The sequence below is a fragment of the Paraburkholderia nodosa genome, assembly GCF_001718195.1.
Classification (GTDB): domain Bacteria; phylum Pseudomonadota; class Gammaproteobacteria; order Burkholderiales; family Burkholderiaceae; genus Paraburkholderia; species Paraburkholderia nodosa_A.
This window is the reverse complement of sequence record NZ_MCNV01000042.1, coordinates 1-21,071: the sequence shown is the minus strand read 5'-3', so window position 1 is coordinate 21,071 and position 21,071 is coordinate 1. Positions and strand designations below refer to the sequence as shown.

The following is a 21,071-nucleotide window of genomic DNA, read 5'->3' as shown; positions in this document are numbered from 1 at the left end:
TTTGGAGCCTCACGGTGATCGAGCAAATGCTCAGGATGCCTTACGTTGTTCCTGCAGCTGGCGAAAACTCTCGACGCCCTCGCACTGCGGAAGTTCGTCGAGTTCATAGAGCTGCCGCACTTCGACCTCGCCCTCGGTGTGCTTGCCGAATGGCGACGGGAACCGGCGCGCCCATTCGAGCGCTTCGTCGCGCGAGCGGACCTGGATGAGCGTATAGCCGGCGATCAACTCCTTCGTTTCGGCGAACGGGCCGTCGAGGATCGTGGGCTTGCCGTTCGTGTAGTGCACGCGGAAGCCGCGCGAGCTGGGCTGCAGGCCCGAGGCGTCGAGCAGCACGCCGGCCTTCGCCAGTTCCTCGTGATAGCGGGCCATTTCGGCGAATACTTCGACGTCGTCGGGCGGCTCGCCCGCTTCGGTCAGCGCGTTGGCGCGCACCATGATCATGAATCGCATTGTCTACTCCTGAATGTGGCGTTCGGGTCGTTCGAGGCAAGCGGCACCCTTGGGTGCGCTCATGAACACGACGCGCGGGGCGCACGGAAATCGACAACGGACAGCGAAATCTTTTGCGTGCCTGGGGAAACTACCTGGAGAGGCACCCCTTCAGCGGAAACACGGACCAGTTTCGCGCACTTCGACGCTCGCCCATTGCGCCGCGGGACAGCGCTGCGCGATGGCCAGTGCCTCGTCGCGCGTTGCGCAATCGACAAGGAAAAAGCCGCCGATCATCTCCTTCGCCTCGGCGAACGGGCCATCGATGATGCTCGCGCGGCCTTCGCGCACCTGCACGCGTGCGCCGCCGGTGTCGGAGGTGAGCGCGTGCGCGTCGATCAGCTTGCCCTCGGCGGCGAGTTCGTCGGCGAACGCGACCATGCGCGCGTAGAGCGCCTCGCCTTCGGATGGCGCGCGCGTCTCGCGCTGGCCGCGCGGCTCGGCGATGAGCAGCATGAATGGCATGAAGGTGTCCTCTCAGTCAGCCTGCGATCCTGAAAGGCAAGAGTCTATTCCAGAAGGAGCGATGCGCGTCGCGACCGGGCGCGCTTTGAGGCGCTCACGCGTAGCGCGCGAGGAAGAGATCGGCGGACGACTCGGCGACCTGGCGCTGCTGCGCGTCGTCGAGCGGAGGCTGGCCCATTGCGACCTGCGGCCAGAACGCGAATGCCTTCACGATGCCGTGCAGTTGCTGCGAGGCGAATGCCGGATCGGTCGTTTTCAGGCGGCCATCGGCGGCGGCCGCGCGCACCCAGACCGTGAGGTCCTCTTCGCGCTCGCCGATGCGAGCCACCATGTCGCGTGCGCGCTCGGGCGAATGGATGCCCGCCGCGATCGCCACGCGCGCGAGCTTGAAGAACGCTTCGTCGCTCAGGAGCCGCAGCTTGCGCATCAGTAGCTCGACGAGCTGCGTGTGCAGCGGCTCGCCGGCGCGGTAGGCCGGCGCATCGGCGGTCGCGCTCGCGTCCCAGAGCTGGCACAGGATCGACGCGAACAGCGCCTCCTTGCTCGGGAAATGGTTGTAGACCGTGCGCTTCGAGACGTTCGCGCGCGCCGCAATACGGTCCATGCTCGTGGCGTCGAAGCCGGAGGCCAGAAATTCGTCGATGGCCGCCGCGACGATGGCGGCGCGCTTGCGGTCGGTCAGGCGTTGAGGGGTGGCGGGGATGCAATCCATTCCCAAATCTTACACCAGACAGTTTACTTTTCGCCAGAATAAACTACACTGTGCAGTCTACTTCCTGTTTCCAAAGGCAGCCGCCGACATGACCTCGCCTTTCGCATCGCTGAGCCGTACCTTGGGCCTGAGCGCCGCACAACGCGGCCGCGAGCTCTCGTCCACCTCGCCGCAACACGATGGCGAGCGCTTTCGCAACGTGCGTCCGCGCCCGGCCGAGGGCCTCGGCAAGACGCTGAAGATCATGTGGAACATGATCTTCCACAAGCCGGGCGGCACCATGCCCGCCGGCGCGCTGCCCGTTCAGGCGCTCACGCGCGAGGAGCTCGAGGCCGCGCCCGACCGCAGCGTCTACCGGCTCGGCCATTCCACGCTGCTCTTCAAGCTGCGCGGCCACTTCTGGCTCACCGACCCGGTATTCGCCGAGCGCGCCTCGCCGTTCCAGAACCTCGGGCCCAAGCGCTTTCATGCGCCGCCCATCGCGCTTGCCGACCTGCCGCCACTACGCGGCGTGATCCTCTCGCACGACCACTACGACCACCTCGACCGCGAAACCGTGCTCGCGCTCGCCGCCACGACGGGCGTATTTCTCACGCCGCTCGGCGTGGGCGACCGCTTGATCGAATGGGGCATCGACGGTGCGAAGGTGCGTCAGTTCGACTGGTGGCAAGGCGCGAATGTCGAGGGCGTCGAGTTCACCGCCACGCCTGCGCAGCACTTCTCGGGACGCAGCCTGTTCGACAGCAACAGCACGCTGTGGGCTTCGTGGGTGATCGCCGACGCCGACCTGCGCGTGTTCTTCAGCGGCGACACCGGCTACTTCGACGGCTTTCGCACGATCGGCGAGCGGCTTGGCCCCTTCGACGCGACCTTCATCGAAACCGGCGCGTACGACCCGCAATGGCCCTACGTCCACATGCAACCGGAGGAAACGGTGCAGGCGCACGTGGATTTGCGCGGCGAGTGGCTCGTGCCGATTCACAACGGCACGTTCGATCTCGCGATGCATCGCTGGCAGGACCCGTTCGAGCGCGTGACCGGCCTCGCGCTGGCGCGCGGCGTGACGCTCTCCACGCCGCGCATGGGAGAGCGGCTCGATCTCGTCGAGCCGCATCGTGGGGAGCGTTGGTGGCGTGAGGTGGCGGAAAGCGCGGAGCCGCCGCGCACGGCGCGCCGGTGGTTCGCTTGCCGCGATGCGCGCGAAGCGCAGTCCTGACACCCATCCTCACATCTCCCTCTACAGCCCGCGCGCCATACGAACGCGCGCGGGCCCACCTGCTGCTCGTTCCCCGCTTCTTCCCCTTCGCGGCAAAAGTCTCCTAAGCTTTTGCATCGGGGCCCGCATCGTACGGAGCCTCTTCATCCCGCCCCTTCACCCCTTCACGGGATTTCCCCAGGCTGACAGCCCGCGATTTCTGGCATTAAATAAATCAACTTGATTTATTTAGTCGGCGACGCAGTTCCAGGCCGACCTGCTTTGCATAGGACCGGAGCGAGCGCCAAAGCGCCCACTCCGGATCGACAGGAGGAGACACGTGAGAAGTCCGCATGTCGGTCAGGGCAGCAATTCCGCCAACGTCCGCCGCTTCAACGAACGCCTGCTGCTGCAGGCGCTGCGTCGCGCGGGCGAGGCGTCGAAGGCCGACCTCGCGCGTCTCGCGAATCTCACGAGCACGGCGGTGGGCACCATCATCACCTCGCTCACGGCCAATGGCCTGATCGAGGTGAGCGGCCGCCGCGACGGCCAACGCGGCCAGCCCGCCTCGCTGCTGCGCCTGTCGCCGCGCGGCGCGTTCGCCATCGGCGTGCGGCTCGACCGGACCAACATCGAAACCGTGCTCGTGGATTTCGCGGGCCACATGATCGAGCGCCGCTCGCGCGACATGCTGCTGCCGCAACCCTCGGTCGCGCAGGAGATCGTGCAACGCGACATCGCCGAGTTATTGGGCCACCTCACGACAGAGGAACGCAGTCGCCTCGCCGGCATCGGCGTGGCGCAGCCGTACAACCTCGGCAGCTGGCTGCGCGAACTGGGCCTGCCGGCGGACACCTTCCGCGTGTGGAACGATGTCGATTTCGCGGGCGAACTCGCGCGCGCCACGGCGCTGCCCGTGTTCAGCGAAAACGACGGCAACGCGGCCGCCATCGCCGAGATCTTCTACGGCTGCGGGCGCCAGCGCGACGACTTCCTCTACCTGTTTCTCGGCCCGGCGATCGGCGGCGGCATCGCCATCGACGGCGACTGCGTGCGTGGCCTCACCGGCAACGCGGGCGATTTCGCGGTGATGCCCGTGCCGCCGAGCCGCCTGCCCTCGGCGCACAAGCCGCCCGGTCAGTGGGACATCCTGCTGTCGCGCGCGTCGCTCATCGCGCTGCGCCGCCATCTTCAGTATTGCGGCGAGACGATCGACAGCCGCGCCGATCTGGAAGCGTGCATCGCGCGCGGCCACCCCGGCGTGCAGGAATGGCTCGACGACTGCATCGATGCGCTCGCCCCCGCGCTGCGCTCGGCGTTCTGCGTGCTCGACGTGCCCGCCGTGGTGCTCGACGCCGACGTGGACGCGGGCCTCATCGACACGCTCATGCAGCGCCTGCGCCTCGCGGTCGCGGCCACCGCGCCGGAAGCGCGCGGCACGCCCGCCCTGGTGCGCGGCACCTTCGGTCCCGATGCGGGGGCGCTCGGCGCGGCCACGCTCCCCATGTTCTTCAACTTTTCGCCGCGCGCGGGCATCCTCATGGGCGCCGGCGCACAAACTTACGCTCAAGCGCAGGAGGAGAGCCATGTCGCCCTCTGAGTCCACGCCGCCGCTGCTGGAAATGCGGGGCATCACCAAGACCTTCCCCGGCGTGCGCGCACTCGACAACGTGCGCCTCACCGTCTACCCCGGCGAGGTCCATTCGCTCATGGGCGAGAACGGCGCGGGCAAGTCCACGTTGATGAAGATCCTCTCGGGCGCCTATCAGGCCGACCCCGGCGGCGAGATCCTCATCGAAGGCAAGCCGGTCGTGATCGACGGGCCGCATGCGTCGCGCGCGCTGGGCGTGGCCGTGATCTATCAGGAGCTGAGCCTCGCGCCCAATCTCTCGGTTGCCGAGAACATTCATGCGGGCCGCGAACTGCGCAAGGGCGGCCGCCGCTTCGGCACGGTCGACCGGCGCGCCATGGAGCGCGGCTGCGAAGACGTGCTCAAGCGCCTCGGCGCGAGCTTCGGACCCACCACGCTGGTCGGCTCGCTTTCCATCGCCGAACGGCAGCTGGTGGAAATCGCGCGCGCCGTGCATAGCGACGCGCGCATCATCGTGATGGACGAGCCCACCACGCCGCTTTCCTCGCGCGAAACGGAACGCCTTTTCAAGCTCATCAACCAACTGCGCAACGAAGGACTGGCGATCATCTACATCAGCCACCGCATGGCCGAGGTGTACGAGCTGTCGGACCGCGTTTCCGTGCTGCGCGACGGCAGCTACGTGGGCACGCTCATGCGCGACGCGCTCAACGCGGAAAGCCTCGTGAGCATGATGGTGGGCCGCGATATTTCGGGCTTCTACAAAAAGGCGCACGCACCGTACGATCCGGGCAAGGTCGTGCTCACCGTGCGCGATGTGGCCGACGACAAGCGCGTGCGCGGCTGCAGCCTCGACCTGCACGCGGGCGAAGTGCTCGGCATTGCTGGCCTCGTGGGCGCGGGCCGCACCGAGCTTGCGCGCCTCATTTTCGGCGCGGAACCGCGCTTGCGCGGCCAGATCGCCATCGACGGCCAGACGCTCAACGTGCACACGCCGCGCGACGCGATCAACGCGGGCCTCGTCTACCTGACCGAAGACCGCAAGCATCAGGGCCTCTTTCTCGACATGAGCGTGCGCGACAACATCAACGTCGCCGTGGCCGGGCGCGACGCGCGCATGGGCGTGCTCGACCTCGCGCGCGGCGGCGAGCGTGCGAAGGAAGCCATCCGCTCGCTCTCCATTCGCGTGCCGAACGCGCGCGTGAACGTGGGCGCGCTCTCGGGCGGCAACCAGCAGAAGGTGCTGCTTTCGCGCCTGCTGGAAACGAAGCCGCGCGTGCTGATTCTCGACGAGCCCACGCGCGGCGTCGATATCGGCGCAAAATCCGAGATCTACCGCATCATCAACGACCTCGCCAAGACCGGCGTGGGCATTATCGTGATTTCGAGCGAGCTGCCCGAGATCATCGGCGTGGCCGACCGCGTGCTCGTCATGCGCGAAGGCGTGTTCGCCGGCGAGCTTGGCGGCTACTCCGGCAAACCCATCAGCCAGGAAGCGATCATCGAACTCGCCACCGGCTCGCAGCACCCGCTCGACGAAGCCGCTTGACCTTCACCGCATACGCAAGAAACGTCCCTCAGGAGTACGACATGAAAAGCATTCTTCCCCGGCACGGTGTCGCGGCCTCGCCCACACAGCCCGCGCAAGGCGCTCAACCCGCACGCAGCGTCGCGGTCGACGGTCATCGCCAGCGCATGAAGTCGCTCGTGCGCACCGCCGGCATGCTGCCGGTGCTGGTGCTGCTGTGCATCGGCTTCGGTCTGCTCACCGATGGCTTCTTCACGCTGGAGAATCTTTCGATCGTCACGCAGCAGGCGTCGATCAACATCGTGCTCGCCGCCGGTATGACCTTCGTGATTCTCACGGGCGGCATCGACCTCTCGGTGGGCTCGGTACTGGCCGCTGCCGCCATGGCCGCCATGATCGGCTCGAACTTCGCGGGCTGGGGCTGGGTCGGCGTGCCCATGGCGCTCGCGGTGGGCCTCGGCTTCGGCCTCATCAACGGCGCGCTCATCGCGCTGCTGCGCCTGCCGCCGTTCATCGTCACGCTCGGCTCGCTCACGGCGGTGCGCGGCATCGCGCGCCTCATGGGTCACGACACCACGATCTTCAACCCGCAGTTGTCGTTCGCCTTCATCGGCAACGGCACGGTGCTCGGCGTGCCCTGGCTCGTGATCATCGCGCTCGTGGTGGTGGCCGGCTCGTGGTTCGTGCTGCGCCGTACCGTGCTCGGCCTGCGCATCTACTCGGTGGGCGGCAACCCGGAAGCGGCGCGCCTCTCGGGCATCAAGGTGTGGGGCATCGAGATGTTCGTCTATGCCGTGTCGGGCCTGCTCGCGGGTCTCGGCGCGGTGATGTCGGCGGCCCGTCTCTACGCAGCCAACGGCCTGCAACTGGGCCAGTCCTACGAACTCGACGCGATCGCCGCGGTGATTCTGGGCGGCACGAGCTTCGTGGGCGGCGTGGGCTCGATCATCGGCACGCTGATCGGCGCGCTCATCATCGCCGTCCTGACCAATGGCCTCGTGCTGCTCGGCGTCTCGGACATCTGGCAGTACATCATCAAGGGTCTCGTGATCGTCGGCGCCGTGGCGCTCGACCGCTACCGCCAGCGCGGCTCGGCCCGTACCTAAGCGAACATTCGATACAGCATCAGCCAGAAACAGGCGCGAGCGCAGGCGGTCCTGCTGCGCTCGCCCGGAAAGCACCCAAACAGGACCCCTCAGGAGACAACCTCATGTTCAAGAAAAAAGTCGTTCTCGCCGCTGCCGCCCTCACGTTCGGTTTCGCACTGCAAGGCGCGCATGCCGCCGACAAGCAGCTCAAGTCGATTGGCATTACCGTGGGTTCGCTCGGCAACCCGTACTTCGTGACGATCGTGCAGGGTGCGGAAGCGAAGGCCAAACAGATCAACCCGAATGCCAAGGTCACGGCCGTTTCCGCCGACTACGACCTCAACAAGCAGTTCACGCAGATCGACAACTTCATTTCGGCGCACGTGGACATGATCCTCCTGAACGCGACCGATCCGAAGGCGATCTTGCCGGCGGTGAAGAAGGCGCAGGCGGCCGGTATCGTGGTGATGGCCGTGGACGTGGCCGCCGCGGGCGCCGACGCCACCGTGCAGACCGACAACGTGAAGGCCGGCGAGATCTCGTGCGAATACCTCGCGAAAAAGATCAACAACACCGGCAACGTGATCATCCAGAACGGGCCGCAGGTCTCGGCCGTGATCGACCGCGTGAACGGCTGCAAGCAGGTGCTCGCGAAGACGCCCGGCATCAAGATCCTCTCCGACGACCAGGACGCCAAGGGCTCGCGTGAAGGTGGCATGAACGTGATGCAGGGCTACCTCACGCGCTTCCCGAAGATTGCCGGCGTGTTCGCCATCAACGACCCGCAGGCCATTGGCAGCGACCTTGCCGCGAAGCAGCTGCATCGCACCAACATCGTGATCACGTCGGTGGACGGCGCGCCCGATATCGAAACGGCGCTCAAGACCGATACGCTGGTGCAGGCCTCGGCGAGCCAGGACCCGTGGAAGATGGCGCAAACGGCCGTGCAGGTGGGCTACGACATCATGAACGGCAAGAAGCCCGCCAACCCGATGATCGAAATGACGCCGCAACTCGTCACGCGCGACAACGTGGGCAGCTACAAGGGCTGGTCGTCGCAGCACTAAGCCCTGGCGTTGCATGAGCACGGGATGGCCCGTGCTCATGCAGTCAAGCAAGCACGGCGTCCTTCGTCACCACGCGGCGCGGAATGATTTTCAGGTCGTAGAACGTGTCCGCGATCTTCTGCTGCTGCGCGATCACGGCGGCGTCGATGGGCCGATATTCATGCGCGTAGTGCGTGAGGCCGGTCTGGATCGTCGCCGCATCGAGGCCCTGGATCGGTGAGAGTTTCGCGGCCGCTGCCGCCGTGTTGGCGCGCACCCATTGCCCCGTCTTGCCGAGTTCGTCCAGCGCGATCGCCAGCGCGTCCTTGCGGTTTTGCGCGAATTCGCGCTGACTCAGGAAGAACTGATGATGGCTCGCCACGCCGCTGGCGTCGGCAAGCAGGCGTGCGCCGTCCTGCGATTCGACAGCCGCGAGGAACGGGTCCCAGATCGCCCACGCATCGATGGCGCCGCTTTGCAGCGCCGCGCGCGCGTCGGCGGGCGCCAGATACACAGGCTGCACGTCGCCAATGGAAAGACCCTGCTTTTGCAGCAGCGCGACGAGAAACCAGTGCACGTCCGAGCCGCGATTCAGGCCGATCTTCCTGCCCTTCAGTCCCGTCACGTCACGGATCGGCGAGTTTTTCGCCACCACCACACCTTCCGCGTGCGGCGTGGGCAACTCATACGCCGTATAGACGAAATCCGCGCCCGCGGCCTGGGCAAACACCGGCGGGGCTTCACCGACATAGCCGAAGTCGATCGCGCCCACGTTCAAGCCTTCGAGCAATTGCGGGCCGGCCGGGAATTCGGTCCACGATACCTTGATGCCGAGCGGCGCGAGGCGCGTTTCGAGCGTGCCGTTGGCCTTGAGCAGCACGAGCGTGCTCGCGGCCTTCTGGTAGCCGATGCGGAACTGGTCCGGCTGATATTTCGCGAACGCAGTGGCGGGCAGCGCCGCGCCGGCGAGCGTTGCGCCCAGCGTGGCGAGGAAGTGGCGGCGGGTATAAAGTCTGGGCGACGTGGGGCGAGTCATCTTCAGCGCTTCCGTGTTGGCATGGGGCATGCACCCACACGGCACAGCCCTCGAAGCGTTGATGCTACCGGGCCGCACGCGTTCGCAGAACCGATGTTTCGCGCTAAGCAAATCACGCCGGCAGGAATACGCGGGCGCCCTATGTGCCGGCCGTCATGTGCGGATTGGGCGACATATGCGCCCCGTTCGCGCGATACCAGCGCACGAACGCCTCCGACGGCATGGGCCTCGCGTAGAAAAAGCCCTGGATATACGTGACGCCGCGCGCACATAGATAGTCGCGCTGCACCTGCGTTTCCACCCCCTCGGCCACGAGCCGCGCGCCAAGGCTATGCGCGAGATCGATAATGGCGTCGAGCACGGCCGCCTTGCTGCCTTGCGCATCGATGGTGAGCACGAAGCCGCGATCGATCTTCAGGATATCGAATGGAAATTTCTCGAGATAGGAGAGCGAGCAATATCCCATGCCGAAGTCGTCGATGGCGACCCTCACGCCCTCGCGCCGCAAGGTCACCAGATTGCTGCGCGCCTGCTCGGTATTGCGCACCAGCGTACGCTCGGTGATCTCCAGCGTGATCGTCGCGCCGTGCGGCGCCACGGCCGTGCGCAGCGCCTGCACGTCGCTCACGAGCTGTACGCCCGACAGATGCTCGGGCGCGAAGTTGACACCGAGGTGAAAGCCCGGCGCGACCTCCCAAGTGGCGACGTCGCGCTCGATGAGCTTCAGCAGATGCTGCGTGAGCGGCACGATCACGTGCTCTTCTTCGGCTACCTGAATGAACTCGTCTGGACGGATCGCGCCCGTGCCTGGCCGCACCCAGCGCAGCAAGGCCTCCACGCCCTCGCAGCGCCCCGTTTCGACGCCGTAGAGCGGCTGATATTCGACATGGAATTCGTTCGCGCGTATGGCTCGCAGCAGTTGTTCGCGGCGCGACTGCCCGCTTTGCTGCAAGCGGCGCACGAGCCAGACGAGCCACGCCGAGAAGGCAGCCGCCCACGGCATGTAGCGCAGCAACAGGGCACGCCAGTTCTCCAGAATGCGCTCGGGCCGCCCATAGATCTTCAGATCGATTGTGGCGCCCGACATGCGCTTTTGCACATCGACCAGCAACGGTGCGCCACGCACGTTCACGAGCGCCATGGCTTCGCGCAGCACGGCGCCCTCGCCCACCCTCAACTCGGCCTGGCGAAACACCGTGAGCGGGGCCGCGCCATGCAGCAGGTCCAGCAGGTACTGCACGTCCACCACGGCCACGACCGCGCGCCCCGCTTCGCCCGCGACGCCCACCAGCAGCGACGGGCGGTTGCGCACCATCGGCGTGTCGTCGACGATCAGCAGCCACTCGTCCTGCGAGGCCTGCGCGCTGCCATTGAGCCAGCCGCCATCGGGGACCGCCTGTTGCGAGTACGCGGACGAGCAGTCGATGCGGCCTTCGTAAAGGATGTCGAGCGTGCGCACATAGGGCACGGCGGCGGCCTTGCGCGTGAGATCCGGCGAGAGCGTATCGCACGCTTCGTTCGCACGCGGCGCGAACGTGCGCGCCGCACTCTGCGCCGTCTCGACGATCGACACCACCTGCCCGACGATAAACGCAGAAGCGAGGCTCGCCTCGCGCTGCGCAATGCGTTCGGCCTCGTAACGCCCGAGCGCGACGCACAGCAGGATCGGAATCAGCGCCACGACCAGCAGCACGAGCAAACGCGAGACTCGCGAGCGGACCGCGCCGGGGTTGGGCGAGACTTCGGGCAAGGCGTCCTCCGCACCAGGGCCGTCATGGGAGCGGCTACGGTATGACGCCAACATACACCAACGCGCCAGCAGCGGGCGCGCGCGGTGCCCCGCGCACGCAAACGTCAGCTAACGTGAACGCCCGTCATGCGCATTCGATGCGGTTGCGGCCGACCTTTTTTGCGCTAGCGCGCGAAGTCGCTGCGCTTGAGCGCAGCTTCGGCGCTCACGCGCTCCTGAATGCGCCGCGCGACGCTTTGGGCGCCTTCGAGATCGGCGGCGACCCCGCAAGCCTCAGGTGTCGCCGCGCCGGCGGAACACCCACCATCCCAGCAGCGCCGTGAAGGTCGCGACGAGCACCACCATGAGCCAGAAGCCGTGGCGGTTTTCCGCGAGCGGAATGCCGCCCACGTTCATGCCGAAAAAACCCGCGACGATGTTGATCGGCAGAGCGAGCACGGTGACGAGCGTGAGCGTGAAAAGCGTGCGGTTGTTCTGCTCTTCGAGACGCGCGGCAATTTCTTCCTGCAGGAGCTTGATGCGCTCGACGAGTCCGGCCATGTCGCCGAGCACGAGCGAGAACTCCTCGGTCGCCTCGCGCAGGTCCTGCATGTCCGGTGTCTGGAGCCAGCGCGGCGGGCGCGCGAGCAGACGGAAAATCGAGCCCGGCTCCGGCGCGAGCATGCGTTGCAGGCGCACCAGAATGCGCCGCATGGCGGCGAGTTCATGGCGGCTCGCAGAGCGGCGCGAGGCGAGAAACTGGTCCTCGGCGCGATCGACGTCGACACTCGTGCGGCGCACGATCTCCACCATGAGGTCCGCCTGGTCGCGCATCAGGTGGATCAGCAGCTCGGCCGGCGAACGGAACGTCTCGCCGTTGCGCACATAGCCGCGCAGACGGTCGATGGAGCGCAGCGGCTTCAGGCGCGCGGTGACGAGAATGCGCTCGTGCGTGTACGACCAGAGCGTCGCGATCTGCGAGGGCGTGAGTTCGAAATCGAACATCACGTCGTTGACCACGGCGAACAGCCCGTTGTCCACGTGTTCGATACGCGTGGAGTGCGAGCCTTCCACGAGCATCTCGAAGAATGCGTCGGGCAGGTCGAGATGCGCGCGCATCCACGGTTGCGCCGCGGCGTGGGCGAGATTGAAGTGCAGCCAGTAAAACGTGTCGTCGCGCGCGGCCTGCGGCTCGCCGCTTTCGTGCGTGTGCCGCAACGCCTCAAGGACGTCGTCGCACGAGACGGGCTGCCCAGGCTGGCCCGGCGTGAAGCGAAAACCGCAAATGAGGCCCGACAGGTCGGCGCCATACGTTGCGACGGACGAAGCGAAATCCATGGTCGTCATGGCCGGTTGATCGGCGCACAGCATGCCACACGCGTGCTTTGACAGGCAAGCGCGCGAATCGATGCGCCGACACGCGCGGGTCATGTGCCCATGTTAAGCCACGCCGGCCAAGCCGAGCTGGGTGCGGCCGAGCGGCGTGAGATCCGCCACGCCCGCCCGATCCGCCAGATCGGCTTCGATATGCTCGGGGGGGAAGTCGGGCGGGCTGCGGCCTTCGAGAAAGCTCGGCAACTGGCGCTGCAAATAAGCATCGTTCTTCGCGCAACCCGGCGTGGCCGGAATGTACATCACATTACTGTAGCCGGTGCCGCGGTGCTCGTCTTCCACGGAGTGAATCACGTCGCAGTGCCAGAACACGGTGTCGCCGGGCTGCATCTGAGGAATCGAAATCAGTGCGTCGATCAGCGGCGCATGCCACTCGGCGCTGATCGGCAGCCCTCGGCCCGGCTGGGCGCCGCACAAGTCGTCCTCGGCCACGTCGTCCTGCAGCGCGCGCAAGAGGACGTACGCCATGGCGTTGGCGATGGGCACGATCTGCAGCGTGCCGTCGCCGGGGCCCTGCGGCGTAAGCGCGGTCCAGCCCTGGAAAGTGCGGAACATCGAAGAGGCGATGCGCGAGGGAATCTCGCTCGCGTGCGTGCGGTACGCGCCGTCGAACGGGTCGTAGCGCCGCCAGTCGCCCGAGAACACATGGCGATAGACCTGGCGGAAATTCTCGTCGACCCAGCGCTCGACCGCACCGCCGTCACAATGCGCGGCGAGGCCGGGCGCAGCCGTTCCGGGCGGCCGGCGCCGCAGACGGTCGGCGTAGACTGGCACGACATCGGGATCGAAATGCACGCGCCCTTCGCTCTCGTGACGCCACAGGCGGTTGAGGAAGACGCGCGCGGCCGTCAGTTCGGCGGACTCGCGCGCCTGCACCTGCGGCCGCGACCAGTAGAGGCCATAGATCAACGGGCGGCTCGCCTGCGGCGGGAGGGCATTGCGCTGGGCCGCGCGTTCGGCGGCACGGGCATCTAGGTCGTTGCGCGCCACGTACTCGGCAATTTCGGCGTCCCAGCGCGTGGCCTGCTCCGGCGCGAACACGCGGCGGATCACACAGGCGCCGCGCGCCTTCACGAGCGCGATCGCCTCGGGGCTCACGCGCTGCGCCTGAATGTCGGCGAACGCGATCTCCGGAATCACACCCTCGCCCGCCTCGCGCAGCCGGGCGATGTGCCGCGCTTCTTCGCCTATGGCCTGCGCGACCTCCTCGAACACTTCGCGATAGTTCGGCAGTTGCGCGCGCAACATCCGCTTGGCCTGCCGGATCGCGGCCGGGAGATCGTCGATTTGAAGTGCCGCCATGCGTGTCTCCATCGGGGTTGAATGCCGTCGTTTGATCGCAAGCATACGCCTCAATGGCGCTCGTCTGGCGTTAGCCGATTGGCATCGCTCTCTTCAGGTGCTCGAATTTTTAACAGATAAACTTGCAAGTCTACCTGTTTATCTTCATGATTCGAGGACACACCCCAACCGAATCCGTGTGAATCGCCATGTCTGCCAGTACCCCTGAACCCGCCGTCATCGACCTCATGCAGGCGATCGGCATGCTCGTGCGTCGCACGCGCAACGAGTCTTATGCGGGCGCTCTCTCGATGACCGAGTCCGTCGTCATGTCACGGCTCGCCAACGACGGTCCCGCCACGATTGCCGCGCTCGCCCGCGCCGAAGGCATGCGGCCCCAGTCGATGGGCGCCACCGTCGCGGCGCTCGAGGAGATGGCCCTCGTCACGCGTACGCCTCATGCGACCGATGGCCGTCAGCTCCTCATCGATCTGACGCAAAAGGGCAGGCAACTGCGCAAGCAGACCCGCGACGCGAAACAACTGTGGCTCTCGCAAGCCATCGCGGACCTCGACGAAGACGAGCGCGCCACGCTTTTCAAGGCGGGCGACATCATGAGAAGGCTGGCCGAACGATGAGCGGCACGCGTGAGCCCGGCGGTGCCGGCAACCGGATTCCCGCGTCGGTCTGGAAGGTCGCCATCGTCGTCTCCATCGGCTCGTTCATGGCGCAGATGGATTCGACGCTCGTGAACGTCTCCCTCTCGGCCATCGGCGATGCGCTCCACTCGCCCGTTGCCACGACGCAGTGGATCATGAGCGGCTACCTGCTGGCCATGGCGCTCATGCTTCCGCTCAACGGCTGGCTGGTGGACCGCGTCGGCGCGAAGCGGCTCTATCTCTTCGCCTTCACGGCCTTCACGCTCGCTTCGGTACTGTGCGGCGCGGCGCAAAACATGGGGGAACTGATCGGTGCGCGCATCGTTCAGGGCCTCGTGGCCGGGCTGCTCGCACCCATGGCGCAGATGATGATCGGGCGCGTCGCGGGCAAGAACATGGAGCGCGTGATGGGCTACGCCACGCTGCCCATCCTGCTCGGGCCGATCCTCGGCCCGGTGCTCGCCGGCGCCGTACTCGCGCGGGCCGCCTGGCCCTGGCTCTTTTTGATCAACGTACCGGTCGGCATACTCGGCGTCACACTGGCCGCACGTTTGCTGGCGCCCGATGCCGCTCGACCGCAAAGGCGCCGCTTCGATTTCGCGGGCTTTGCGTTGATCTCGCCTGGTCTCGCCACGCTTGTCTATGGATTCCAGAACGCCATGCACGCCGAAGGCGCGGGGTTTCTGCTAGCCGGTGCTGCGCTGCTCGCGGGATTCGTGTGGCACTCGCTACGCCGGCCAACGACAGCGCTGATCGACGTGCGCCTCTTTGCGAACCGGACGTTCGCGGTTCCCGCCATCACGCAATTCTTCGCCAACGGCATCATGTACGGACGGCAGCTTGCCGTTCCGCTCTACCTCATAGCGGGCTGCGGCCTGAGCGCCGCGCATGCGGGCTGGCTGCTCGCGGCCACGGGCGCAGGCATGATGGCCTCATTCGCCTGCATGGGTTTTCTCACCGAGCGTCTGGGCTGCCGCGCGCTCGCGGCAGGCGGCGCGCTGCTGGCGCTCGTCGCCACGCTGCCGTTCTTGTGGATGAGCGGCCATGCGTTTTCCACGAGCCTCGCGTTGGCGAGTCTCTTTATCGCGGGCGCGGGTCAGGGAACCATTAGCATTCCTTCGATTTCCGCCGCGTATGCCCGCATACCGAAGGCGCGGCTTCCCGTGGCGAACACCGCGTTGAATATCGCGCAAAGAATTGGCGGCCCGGTCGCCACGACGCTCATCTCCATCGCGGTTTCTCTCGCCGTGCCGAGTTCCTCCGCCGCCGAACCGCGGCAATTCCTGCCGGCCTTCGCGGCGCTCTGCGGGCTGCATCTCCTGTGCTTCGCGGCGGCCATGCTGCTGCCGGCGCGAGTACGTCGCGCAAACGATGGCTGACGCCCCGCTTACGCCATTTCATCTGCCGCACTTCGGCGCTGCCGCCGGAAGAACTGCCACATCATCGCCATCGCGTCGGGGCCTCGGTCCGAATGAAACGCTTCGCGCGGATCGCCGCCGCTCCATGCATGCCCGAGGCCGCGAACCACGCATACACGCACGACGAGCCTGCCCGACTTGACGTAGTCGGTATACGCCACCGCGTCGCGGCTATAGGTCCGGATCTCGCCGACGCGTAATTCGCCCTGCGCGTCGAGCAGCCGGTTGACACGCGCGAACTGCATGCCGAGTTGCACGGCGTTGCGCTTTGCCACGACCGCGTCGATTTCGCCCTGCACGACGAAGGCCGGCATACCGGGATGGGCGGCGACATCGAGAGCGGCATCGACCAGATGCACCGGGTCTTCGCGGCTGCCGTGGCGCATGACGCTCATCGCGCTCATGGTGGAACTGGCCGCGTCGAAAACCGGGCCCGAATGCAGGCCCACTGCCGCGAACCGCCACGGATGGCGCATCGCGAGCACGGACGCAAGACCCGCTCCCGCCGAGATGCCCGCCAGGTAGATGCGCTCGTGATCGAATCCGTGCTCGCGCGCGATGGCATCGACGAGCGAGCCGACCGCTGGCGCTTCCGACTGCGCATGATCGCCGTGCCAGTGCCAGCATCGCTGTGCGTGCGCCGTTTTCGCCTGCTCGGGAAGCAGCACGCCGAAACCCGCGCGATCCGCCAGCCGACAAACCCGCGTGCCCGCGGCGAACGACTCCGCCGTCTGCTTGCAGCCGTGCAGCATGACCACGAGCGGCAGGCCCGTGGCGCTGGCCGCACCGGCGGGCAAATAGAGCGCATACGCGAGATGGTTGACGAGATGCCCGGCCCTGGGCGGCGCGGAATGATAGGAGCGGATCCACCTGCCGGCCGTGCCCGTCGGCTGCGCACGCCCCACATGCGCCTTCCCGGCGCGCCTCGCCGGTTTGGCTGCCGGCCTCGCGACCTGCGCGGCCTTGGCGGGCGCCGTTTTGCGTGCGGCGGCCCTTTTCTTCGGTCGCGGTGCGCTCATGCGGGTGAGCAATTCGAGACCTTTGAGCCAGACGCTGGTCTTTTTCCTGGGCATGAGCAATGGCGGCAGGGCGTTTTGTTCACGTCACGCCAGGCGGCACACGGCGGACAGCGCAGATACAACGATCACAGCGATCGCGCCGCTGCGAGTACGACCATCATAACGGCCCTGACCTCGCGCTGAATTTTGCGTGACCGCGCGCCCTCCGCGCCACACGTGTTGCGGCGCTATAATTTTGGCCACCACCGCACGAGACGACCGCCGAACCGTTCGGCATTACCCGCTTTGCGTCATCCCCGTGACTGCTTCCACGCCAAACCCCTCGCCGCGCCCCACGCTGTTCGGACTCTTTCTGATCTTCAGCCGCATTGGCATGACGAGCTTTGGCGGCGGCTTGAGCGGCTGGCTGTTGCGCGAATTCGTCCACGATCGCGACTGGATCAGCGAAGAGGACTTTCTCAACGGCCTCGCCCTCTCGCAGGCGCTGCCCGGCATCAACGTGAAAAACATGGCGATCTGGATCGGGCACCGGCTGCTCGGCTGGCGCGGTGCCGCCGTGGCCGTAACGGGCATCGTCGTGCCGCCCGCGTGTCTGATCGTCGTGATCGGCAGCGTGGTCGGCGCGCTCATCTTCCATCCACTCACGCAGATTCTGATCGCAGGCGCCGCCGCGGCGGCCACGGGGTTGTCGCTGTCGATGGGCGTCGTCACCGCTCGGCGCGTGAGGCGGCAGGGGCTTGCGCTGCTGCTCATGGCAGCGACCTTTCTTGCGATCGGCATTCTGCGTTTGTCGCTGGTGTGGGTGGTCGTGGCAGGCGGCACTGTGAGCGTGCTCTACGAATACGTAGCGATCCGCCGGGGTGCGCGATGAATGGACGCCTGCTCGGTCAGCTAGCCGCCATTTTCGCGCCACTTTCGCTCGTGACGATCGGCGGCGGCCAGGCGATCGTCGCCGAAATCGAGCGCCAGGTCGTGGACGTGCATCCGTGGATGACGCATTCGCAATTCGCCGCCGACTTCGCGATTTCACGCATGGCGCCGGGTCCCGGCTCGCTGCTCGTCACGTTGATCGGTTGGCAGGTCGCCGGCTTCTGGGGCGCGCTCGTGGCGACCGCCGCGCTCCTGCTGCCAACCGCGATCCTCATCTACGGCATCACGCATATCTGGGGTCGCTATCAGGGCGCGGCGTGGCAGCTGGCGCTCGAGCGCGGCCTGCGTCCCATCGCGGCCGGCATGATGCTCGCGGCGGGCTGGGTGCTGCTCAAGTCGCTCAACGGCGGCCTGCCCGCGAAGGCCATCGCCGTAATGTCCCTTTGCGTGTTGCTCAGAACGCGGGTGAGTCCGCTTGTCCTTCTATTTGCCGGCGCACTCGCGCTCTTTGGCGTCAGCCTGATCGGCGCGGAACTGCCGCATTGGCTCCAGGTACAGCTCACATAGAAAAATACCCCGCCGTTGCAACTCCACGGGAATAGCAATCCACCTTCAGCGGTATACCCATTGCAGTCTCCGTTGATTCGACCGTGCTCCAGCCGGTCGCCGAACCATGCTATTTCATCAGGAGTTCGAAATGATCATCCGCCGCCCGCTTTTCGCCTTGCTCGTCGTGACGACTTGCATCGGCGCTGTATCCACCGCGTCCGCACAAGGACTCACGCGTGCCCAGGTGCGCGAACAGTTGATCGAAGCGCAGGCCAACGGTTCGCAATTCGTGACCGATAGCTCGTATCCAGACGTGAGCCCCATCTCCGCGCAGCAAGTCGCGCGTGCGAAGGCACAGCATCAACAGCAGGAACCGGGCGGCATGGGCGCGCCCATGCAGGGCACGAGCGACGCCGGCGCACCGCACACGACGACGTGTGTCGGGCCGGTGAGCTTCTGCAACCTGTATTCGGGTAGCTGAAAGCGATCGCGATACGCACTCGCGCCGCCCCCCAGAGCCGAACGCCCCGCTCGCAACGAGCGGGGCATCTCGCGCACCTGTTCGGCGTCGCCCCCTCCCTTTCCTGAGCAGCCTGATCAGCCGCAAAGTCAGCAAAGCGTCATCTTCGATGCGCCGCGCATGCGTCGTTACGCCTGAGTGCCGATTTGCGTGCGCTACAGGACAAACCCTGCCCCCCAATTGCCTTGTGGCGTGACTACACTATGGTCGTCGGCACTCGTTTGCTATCCGCGATCGCGTGCCGCCCGCCAGCACGATGACCACTGGGAGGTGTGCTGTGCTCCGCCTGTCTTTCGCCCGCACTTCGCGCCCTGCGGCGGCGCTTGCCCTCGCGCTTGCCAGCGCTTTCTGTTACGAGGCGAACGCGGCAACGCCGCCTCCGGCCGCCACCAAACCGCCCGCCAACAAAGCCGCCGCCAACAAGGCCGCTAACGACAAGGCGGCAAGCGCTACGGCGGCTAGCGACAAAGCGGCTGGCGACAAAGCCGCCGCCCCGAAGGCTAGCGCCGAGGCCACCGCGCCGGCGGCCGTGGCCACACCCGACTTCTTCTCGCTCGCCGAGCGCTACGGCCCCGCCGTCGTGCACGTGATCGCGCGCAGCCCCGACGACCCGTCCGCGCCGCCCGAGCAGGAAGCCATCGACGACGCCGATCCTTTCTTCGCGTTCTTCAGTCGCGCGCCGAAGCCGGCGTCCGACGCCGAGGCCAGCGGACCGCGCGTGATGACGGGCGCGGGCTCCGGCTTCATCGTCAGCCCCGATGGCGTCGTGCTGACCACGGCGCATATCGTCGACAGCGCCGAGCAGGTGACCGTGCGGCTGACGGACAAGCGCGAGTTCAAGGCGGAGGTCGTTGCCGTCGACCCGCAAAGCGACGTTGCCGTGCTGCAGATCGACGGCCACGATCTGCCGTTCGTGAAGCTCGCCGATACGGCGAAGGTGCACGCCGGCGAACCGGTGCTGTCGATCGGGTCGCCGGACAGCTATCAGAACACCGTGACGACGGGCATCCTCAGCGCGACCTCGCGCACGCTGCCCGACGGCAAGGCGTTCCCGTTCCTGCAGACCGATGTGGCGGTCAACCCCGACAACTCCGGCGGCCCGATCTTCAATCGCGCGGGCGAGGTGATCGGCATCGGCGTGCAGATTTACGCGGATGGCGGCCGCTACCAGGGCCTGACCTTTGCGATTCCAATCGACGCCGCCAACCAGTTCCGCGCCCAGTTGCAGGCACGCAAGGCGGCGCCCGCCGCCAGCGCCAATGCGGCGACCGCGGCAAACGCGGGCAACGGCGGCACGATCCGCACCTTCGGCATGCAGGTCGAGGACGTGAGTCCCGGGCTTGCGGCGGCGCTCGGCTTGCCGCACGCGGGCGGCGCGCTCGTCGACGCCGTCGATCCCGGCTCGCCCATCGGCAAAGCGGGTATCCGGACCGGCGACGTGATCGTGCAGGTCGGCACCAAACCCGTCGACCGGGCCGCGACGCTCGCCGCCGCGCTGGCTGCCGTGCCGCCGGCCACGCCGGCGTCGCTGAAGGTGATCCGCAACCGCCAGCCCGCGGTGGCCGGCTTCTCGAACACGGCGTTCGAGGCGAAGGCGGCGGATGCGGATGCGGCGGCGACAGGAGCGGCCGCTGGGACTGCGGGTGCGACAGCAGCTCAAGCAACCGATGCCGCACAGGCGGTGGAGAAGACCGACGCGCCGGTCGCACCCGCAGTAGCCGATCCGGTGAGCAAGGCCCCACCGTCTGACGTGAAAGCCGTCAAAACGGTGATGGCGGACCCGAACGCGCAGGCCGCCGCCGCAACACCGGCTCCGCGCCATGCCGCCGACCGACTCGGTCTGATCGCGCATGCGCTGAGCGCCGAGGAAAAGCGCTCGACCGGGTTGCCGCTTGGTTTGATGGTGGAAGCCTCCACTGGGCCGGCTGCGAGCGCGGGTGTGCGGGCTGGAGATGTCGTGCTGTCGCTCGATGACACGCTGGTCGAATCGCAGGAGCAAGCTGTCGCGCTCGAGGCGAAGGCGACGAAGAGTATGTCGCTGCTGATTCAGCGGAATAATGCGAGGAGCTTTGTGGCTGTGAAGGTCAGGTGATTGGCGCTGCGCTCGGTTCCTGGCTGCTTGTGCGATTACCTGTTTTCGCGTCGGTGTGCATGCGTTGCCCCTGTGCGGGGCGGCACCTACTTTTCTTTGCAGCGGTGTATGGACCGGAGACATGGGTAACAGGTGTGCGGGGACATGGGTAACACTTCGGGCGAGTGATTCGCCTGGAGCCGTTCATGCCCTGGAACCCGAGAAACACCATGAACCTGCGTCTGGAATTCGTGAATCTGGCCCTGCAGGACGGCGCCAACCGGCGTGAACTATGCCGGCGTTTCGGCATCAGCCCGAAGACCGGCTACAAGTGGCTTGCCCGGCATGCACAGGATGACGGCGCCACGGCGTTGGCGGACCGCTCGCGCCGGCCCCTGCAGAGTCCGGCG

The 21,071-nt window shown here is 66.7% G+C and carries 20 protein-coding genes; 12 read left to right on the top strand and 8 right to left on the bottom strand.

Going from position 1 to position 21,071, the window contains the following annotated elements; all coding sequences use genetic code 11:
- Positions 1 to 30 precede the first annotated feature (30 nt).
- The 3 genes from BFD71_RS36520 to BFD71_RS36510 all read right to left on the bottom strand — a co-directional run bounded on the left by BFD71_RS36520 (position 31) and on the right by BFD71_RS36510 (position 1,669).
- Positions 31 to 453, bottom strand: a complete 423-nt coding sequence (locus BFD71_RS36520) for a YciI family protein (RefSeq protein WP_069269061.1) — start codon at positions 451 to 453, stop codon at positions 31 to 33.
- Positions 454 to 603: 150 nt separating this feature from the next.
- A complete protein-coding gene (locus BFD71_RS36515) occupies positions 604 to 957 on the bottom strand; it encodes a YciI family protein (RefSeq protein WP_069269060.1) in 354 nt (117 codons plus the stop codon).
- Between the two features lie 94 nt (positions 958 to 1,051).
- Positions 1,052 to 1,669, bottom strand: a complete 618-nt coding sequence (locus tag BFD71_RS36510) for a TetR/AcrR family transcriptional regulator (protein ID WP_069269059.1) — start codon at positions 1,667 to 1,669, stop codon at positions 1,052 to 1,054.
- A gap of 88 nt (positions 1,670 to 1,757) precedes the next feature.
- Between BFD71_RS36510 and BFD71_RS36505 the strand changes: the two genes are divergently transcribed.
- The 5 genes from BFD71_RS36505 to BFD71_RS36485 all read left to right on the top strand — a co-directional run bounded on the left by BFD71_RS36505 (position 1,758) and on the right by BFD71_RS36485 (position 8,138).
- Complete coding sequence (locus tag BFD71_RS36505) at positions 1,758 to 2,885, top strand: MBL fold metallo-hydrolase (protein ID WP_069269058.1); 1,128 nt, start codon at positions 1,758 to 1,760, stop codon at positions 2,883 to 2,885.
- A 319-nt stretch (positions 2,886 to 3,204) separates the two neighbouring features.
- The gene (locus tag BFD71_RS36500) at positions 3,205 to 4,464 is read left to right on the top strand and encodes an ROK family transcriptional regulator (protein WP_069269057.1); all 1,260 of its coding nucleotides are present in this window, start codon (positions 3,205 to 3,207) and stop codon (positions 4,462 to 4,464) included.
- A complete protein-coding gene (locus BFD71_RS36495) occupies positions 4,451 to 6,004 on the top strand; it encodes a sugar ABC transporter ATP-binding protein (RefSeq protein ID WP_069269056.1) in 1,554 nt (517 codons plus the stop codon). The genes BFD71_RS36500 and BFD71_RS36495 overlap by 14 nt, the downstream gene beginning before the upstream one ends.
- Positions 6,005 to 6,045: 41 nt before the next feature.
- Positions 6,046 to 7,089 carry an ABC transporter permease subunit gene (locus BFD71_RS36490; RefSeq protein WP_069269055.1) on the top strand — a complete coding sequence of 348 codons (1,044 nt, stop codon included), beginning with the start codon at positions 6,046 to 6,048 and terminating at the stop codon, positions 7,087 to 7,089.
- A 104-nt stretch (positions 7,090 to 7,193) separates the two neighbouring features.
- The gene (locus tag BFD71_RS36485; protein WP_069269054.1) at positions 7,194 to 8,138 is read left to right on the top strand and encodes an ABC transporter substrate-binding protein; all 945 of its coding nucleotides are present in this window, start codon (positions 7,194 to 7,196) and stop codon (positions 8,136 to 8,138) included.
- 43 nt (positions 8,139 to 8,181) lie between these two features.
- Here BFD71_RS36485 and BFD71_RS36480 read toward each other — a convergent pair whose 3' ends face one another.
- The 4 genes from BFD71_RS36480 to BFD71_RS36465 all read right to left on the bottom strand — a co-directional run bounded on the left by BFD71_RS36480 (position 8,182) and on the right by BFD71_RS36465 (position 13,576).
- Positions 8,182 to 9,153, bottom strand: a complete 972-nt coding sequence (locus tag BFD71_RS36480; RefSeq protein ID WP_069269083.1) for a sulfonate ABC transporter substrate-binding protein — start codon at positions 9,151 to 9,153, stop codon at positions 8,182 to 8,184.
- Between the two features lie 139 nt (positions 9,154 to 9,292).
- Entirely contained in the window at positions 9,293 to 10,903 is a 1,611-nt protein-coding gene (locus tag BFD71_RS36475) for an EAL domain-containing protein (RefSeq protein ID WP_176733016.1), read from the bottom strand.
- A 273-nt stretch (positions 10,904 to 11,176) separates the two neighbouring features.
- Positions 11,177 to 12,220 (bottom strand): transporter, encoded by a 1,044-nt coding sequence (locus BFD71_RS36470; protein ID WP_069269082.1) that lies wholly within the window; start codon positions 12,218 to 12,220, stop codon positions 11,177 to 11,179.
- Positions 12,221 to 12,322: 102 nt separating this feature from the next.
- Positions 12,323 to 13,576, bottom strand: coding sequence for a DUF1479 domain-containing protein (locus BFD71_RS36465; protein WP_069269052.1), 1,254 nt, complete (start codon positions 13,574 to 13,576; stop codon positions 12,323 to 12,325).
- Between the two features lie 188 nt (positions 13,577 to 13,764).
- Between BFD71_RS36465 and BFD71_RS36460 the strand changes: the two genes are divergently transcribed.
- Positions 13,765 to 14,193, top strand: a complete 429-nt coding sequence (locus BFD71_RS36460) for a MarR family winged helix-turn-helix transcriptional regulator (protein WP_069269051.1) — start codon at positions 13,765 to 13,767, stop codon at positions 14,191 to 14,193.
- Entirely contained in the window at positions 14,190 to 15,593 is a 1,404-nt protein-coding gene (locus BFD71_RS36455) for a DHA2 family efflux MFS transporter permease subunit (RefSeq protein ID WP_069269050.1), read from the top strand. Before BFD71_RS36460 ends, BFD71_RS36455 begins: the two co-directional genes overlap by 4 nt.
- 8 nt (positions 15,594 to 15,601) lie before the next feature.
- On the opposite strand, the gene BFD71_RS36450 is transcribed toward BFD71_RS36455, so the two are convergent.
- Positions 15,602 to 16,705 (bottom strand): extracellular catalytic domain type 1 short-chain-length polyhydroxyalkanoate depolymerase, encoded by a 1,104-nt coding sequence (locus BFD71_RS36450; protein WP_069269049.1) that lies wholly within the window; start codon positions 16,703 to 16,705, stop codon positions 15,602 to 15,604.
- Between the two features lie 244 nt (positions 16,706 to 16,949).
- Here BFD71_RS36450 and BFD71_RS36445 point away from each other — a divergent pair, with 244 nt between their 5' ends.
- The 5 genes from BFD71_RS36445 to BFD71_RS36425 all read left to right on the top strand — a co-directional run.
- Entirely contained in the window at positions 16,950 to 17,522 is a 573-nt protein-coding gene (locus tag BFD71_RS36445; protein WP_069269048.1) for a chromate transporter, read from the top strand.
- Positions 17,519 to 18,088, top strand: a complete 570-nt coding sequence (locus tag BFD71_RS36440) for a chromate transporter (protein WP_069269047.1) — start codon at positions 17,519 to 17,521, stop codon at positions 18,086 to 18,088. The genes BFD71_RS36445 and BFD71_RS36440 overlap by 4 nt, the downstream gene beginning before the upstream one ends.
- A 130-nt stretch (positions 18,089 to 18,218) precedes the next feature.
- On the top strand, positions 18,219 to 18,551 hold the full coding sequence (locus BFD71_RS36435; protein ID WP_069269046.1) for a DUF4148 domain-containing protein: 333 nt from the start codon (positions 18,219 to 18,221) through the stop codon (positions 18,549 to 18,551).
- A 316-nt stretch (positions 18,552 to 18,867) separates the two neighbouring features.
- A complete protein-coding gene (locus tag BFD71_RS36430; protein ID WP_069269045.1) occupies positions 18,868 to 20,682 on the top strand; it encodes a trypsin-like peptidase domain-containing protein in 1,815 nt (604 codons plus the stop codon).
- A gap of 185 nt (positions 20,683 to 20,867) precedes the next feature.
- Positions 20,868 to 21,071: helix-turn-helix domain-containing protein (locus BFD71_RS36425; RefSeq protein ID WP_141710898.1), on the top strand; the 204-nt coding region annotated here is incomplete at its 3' end.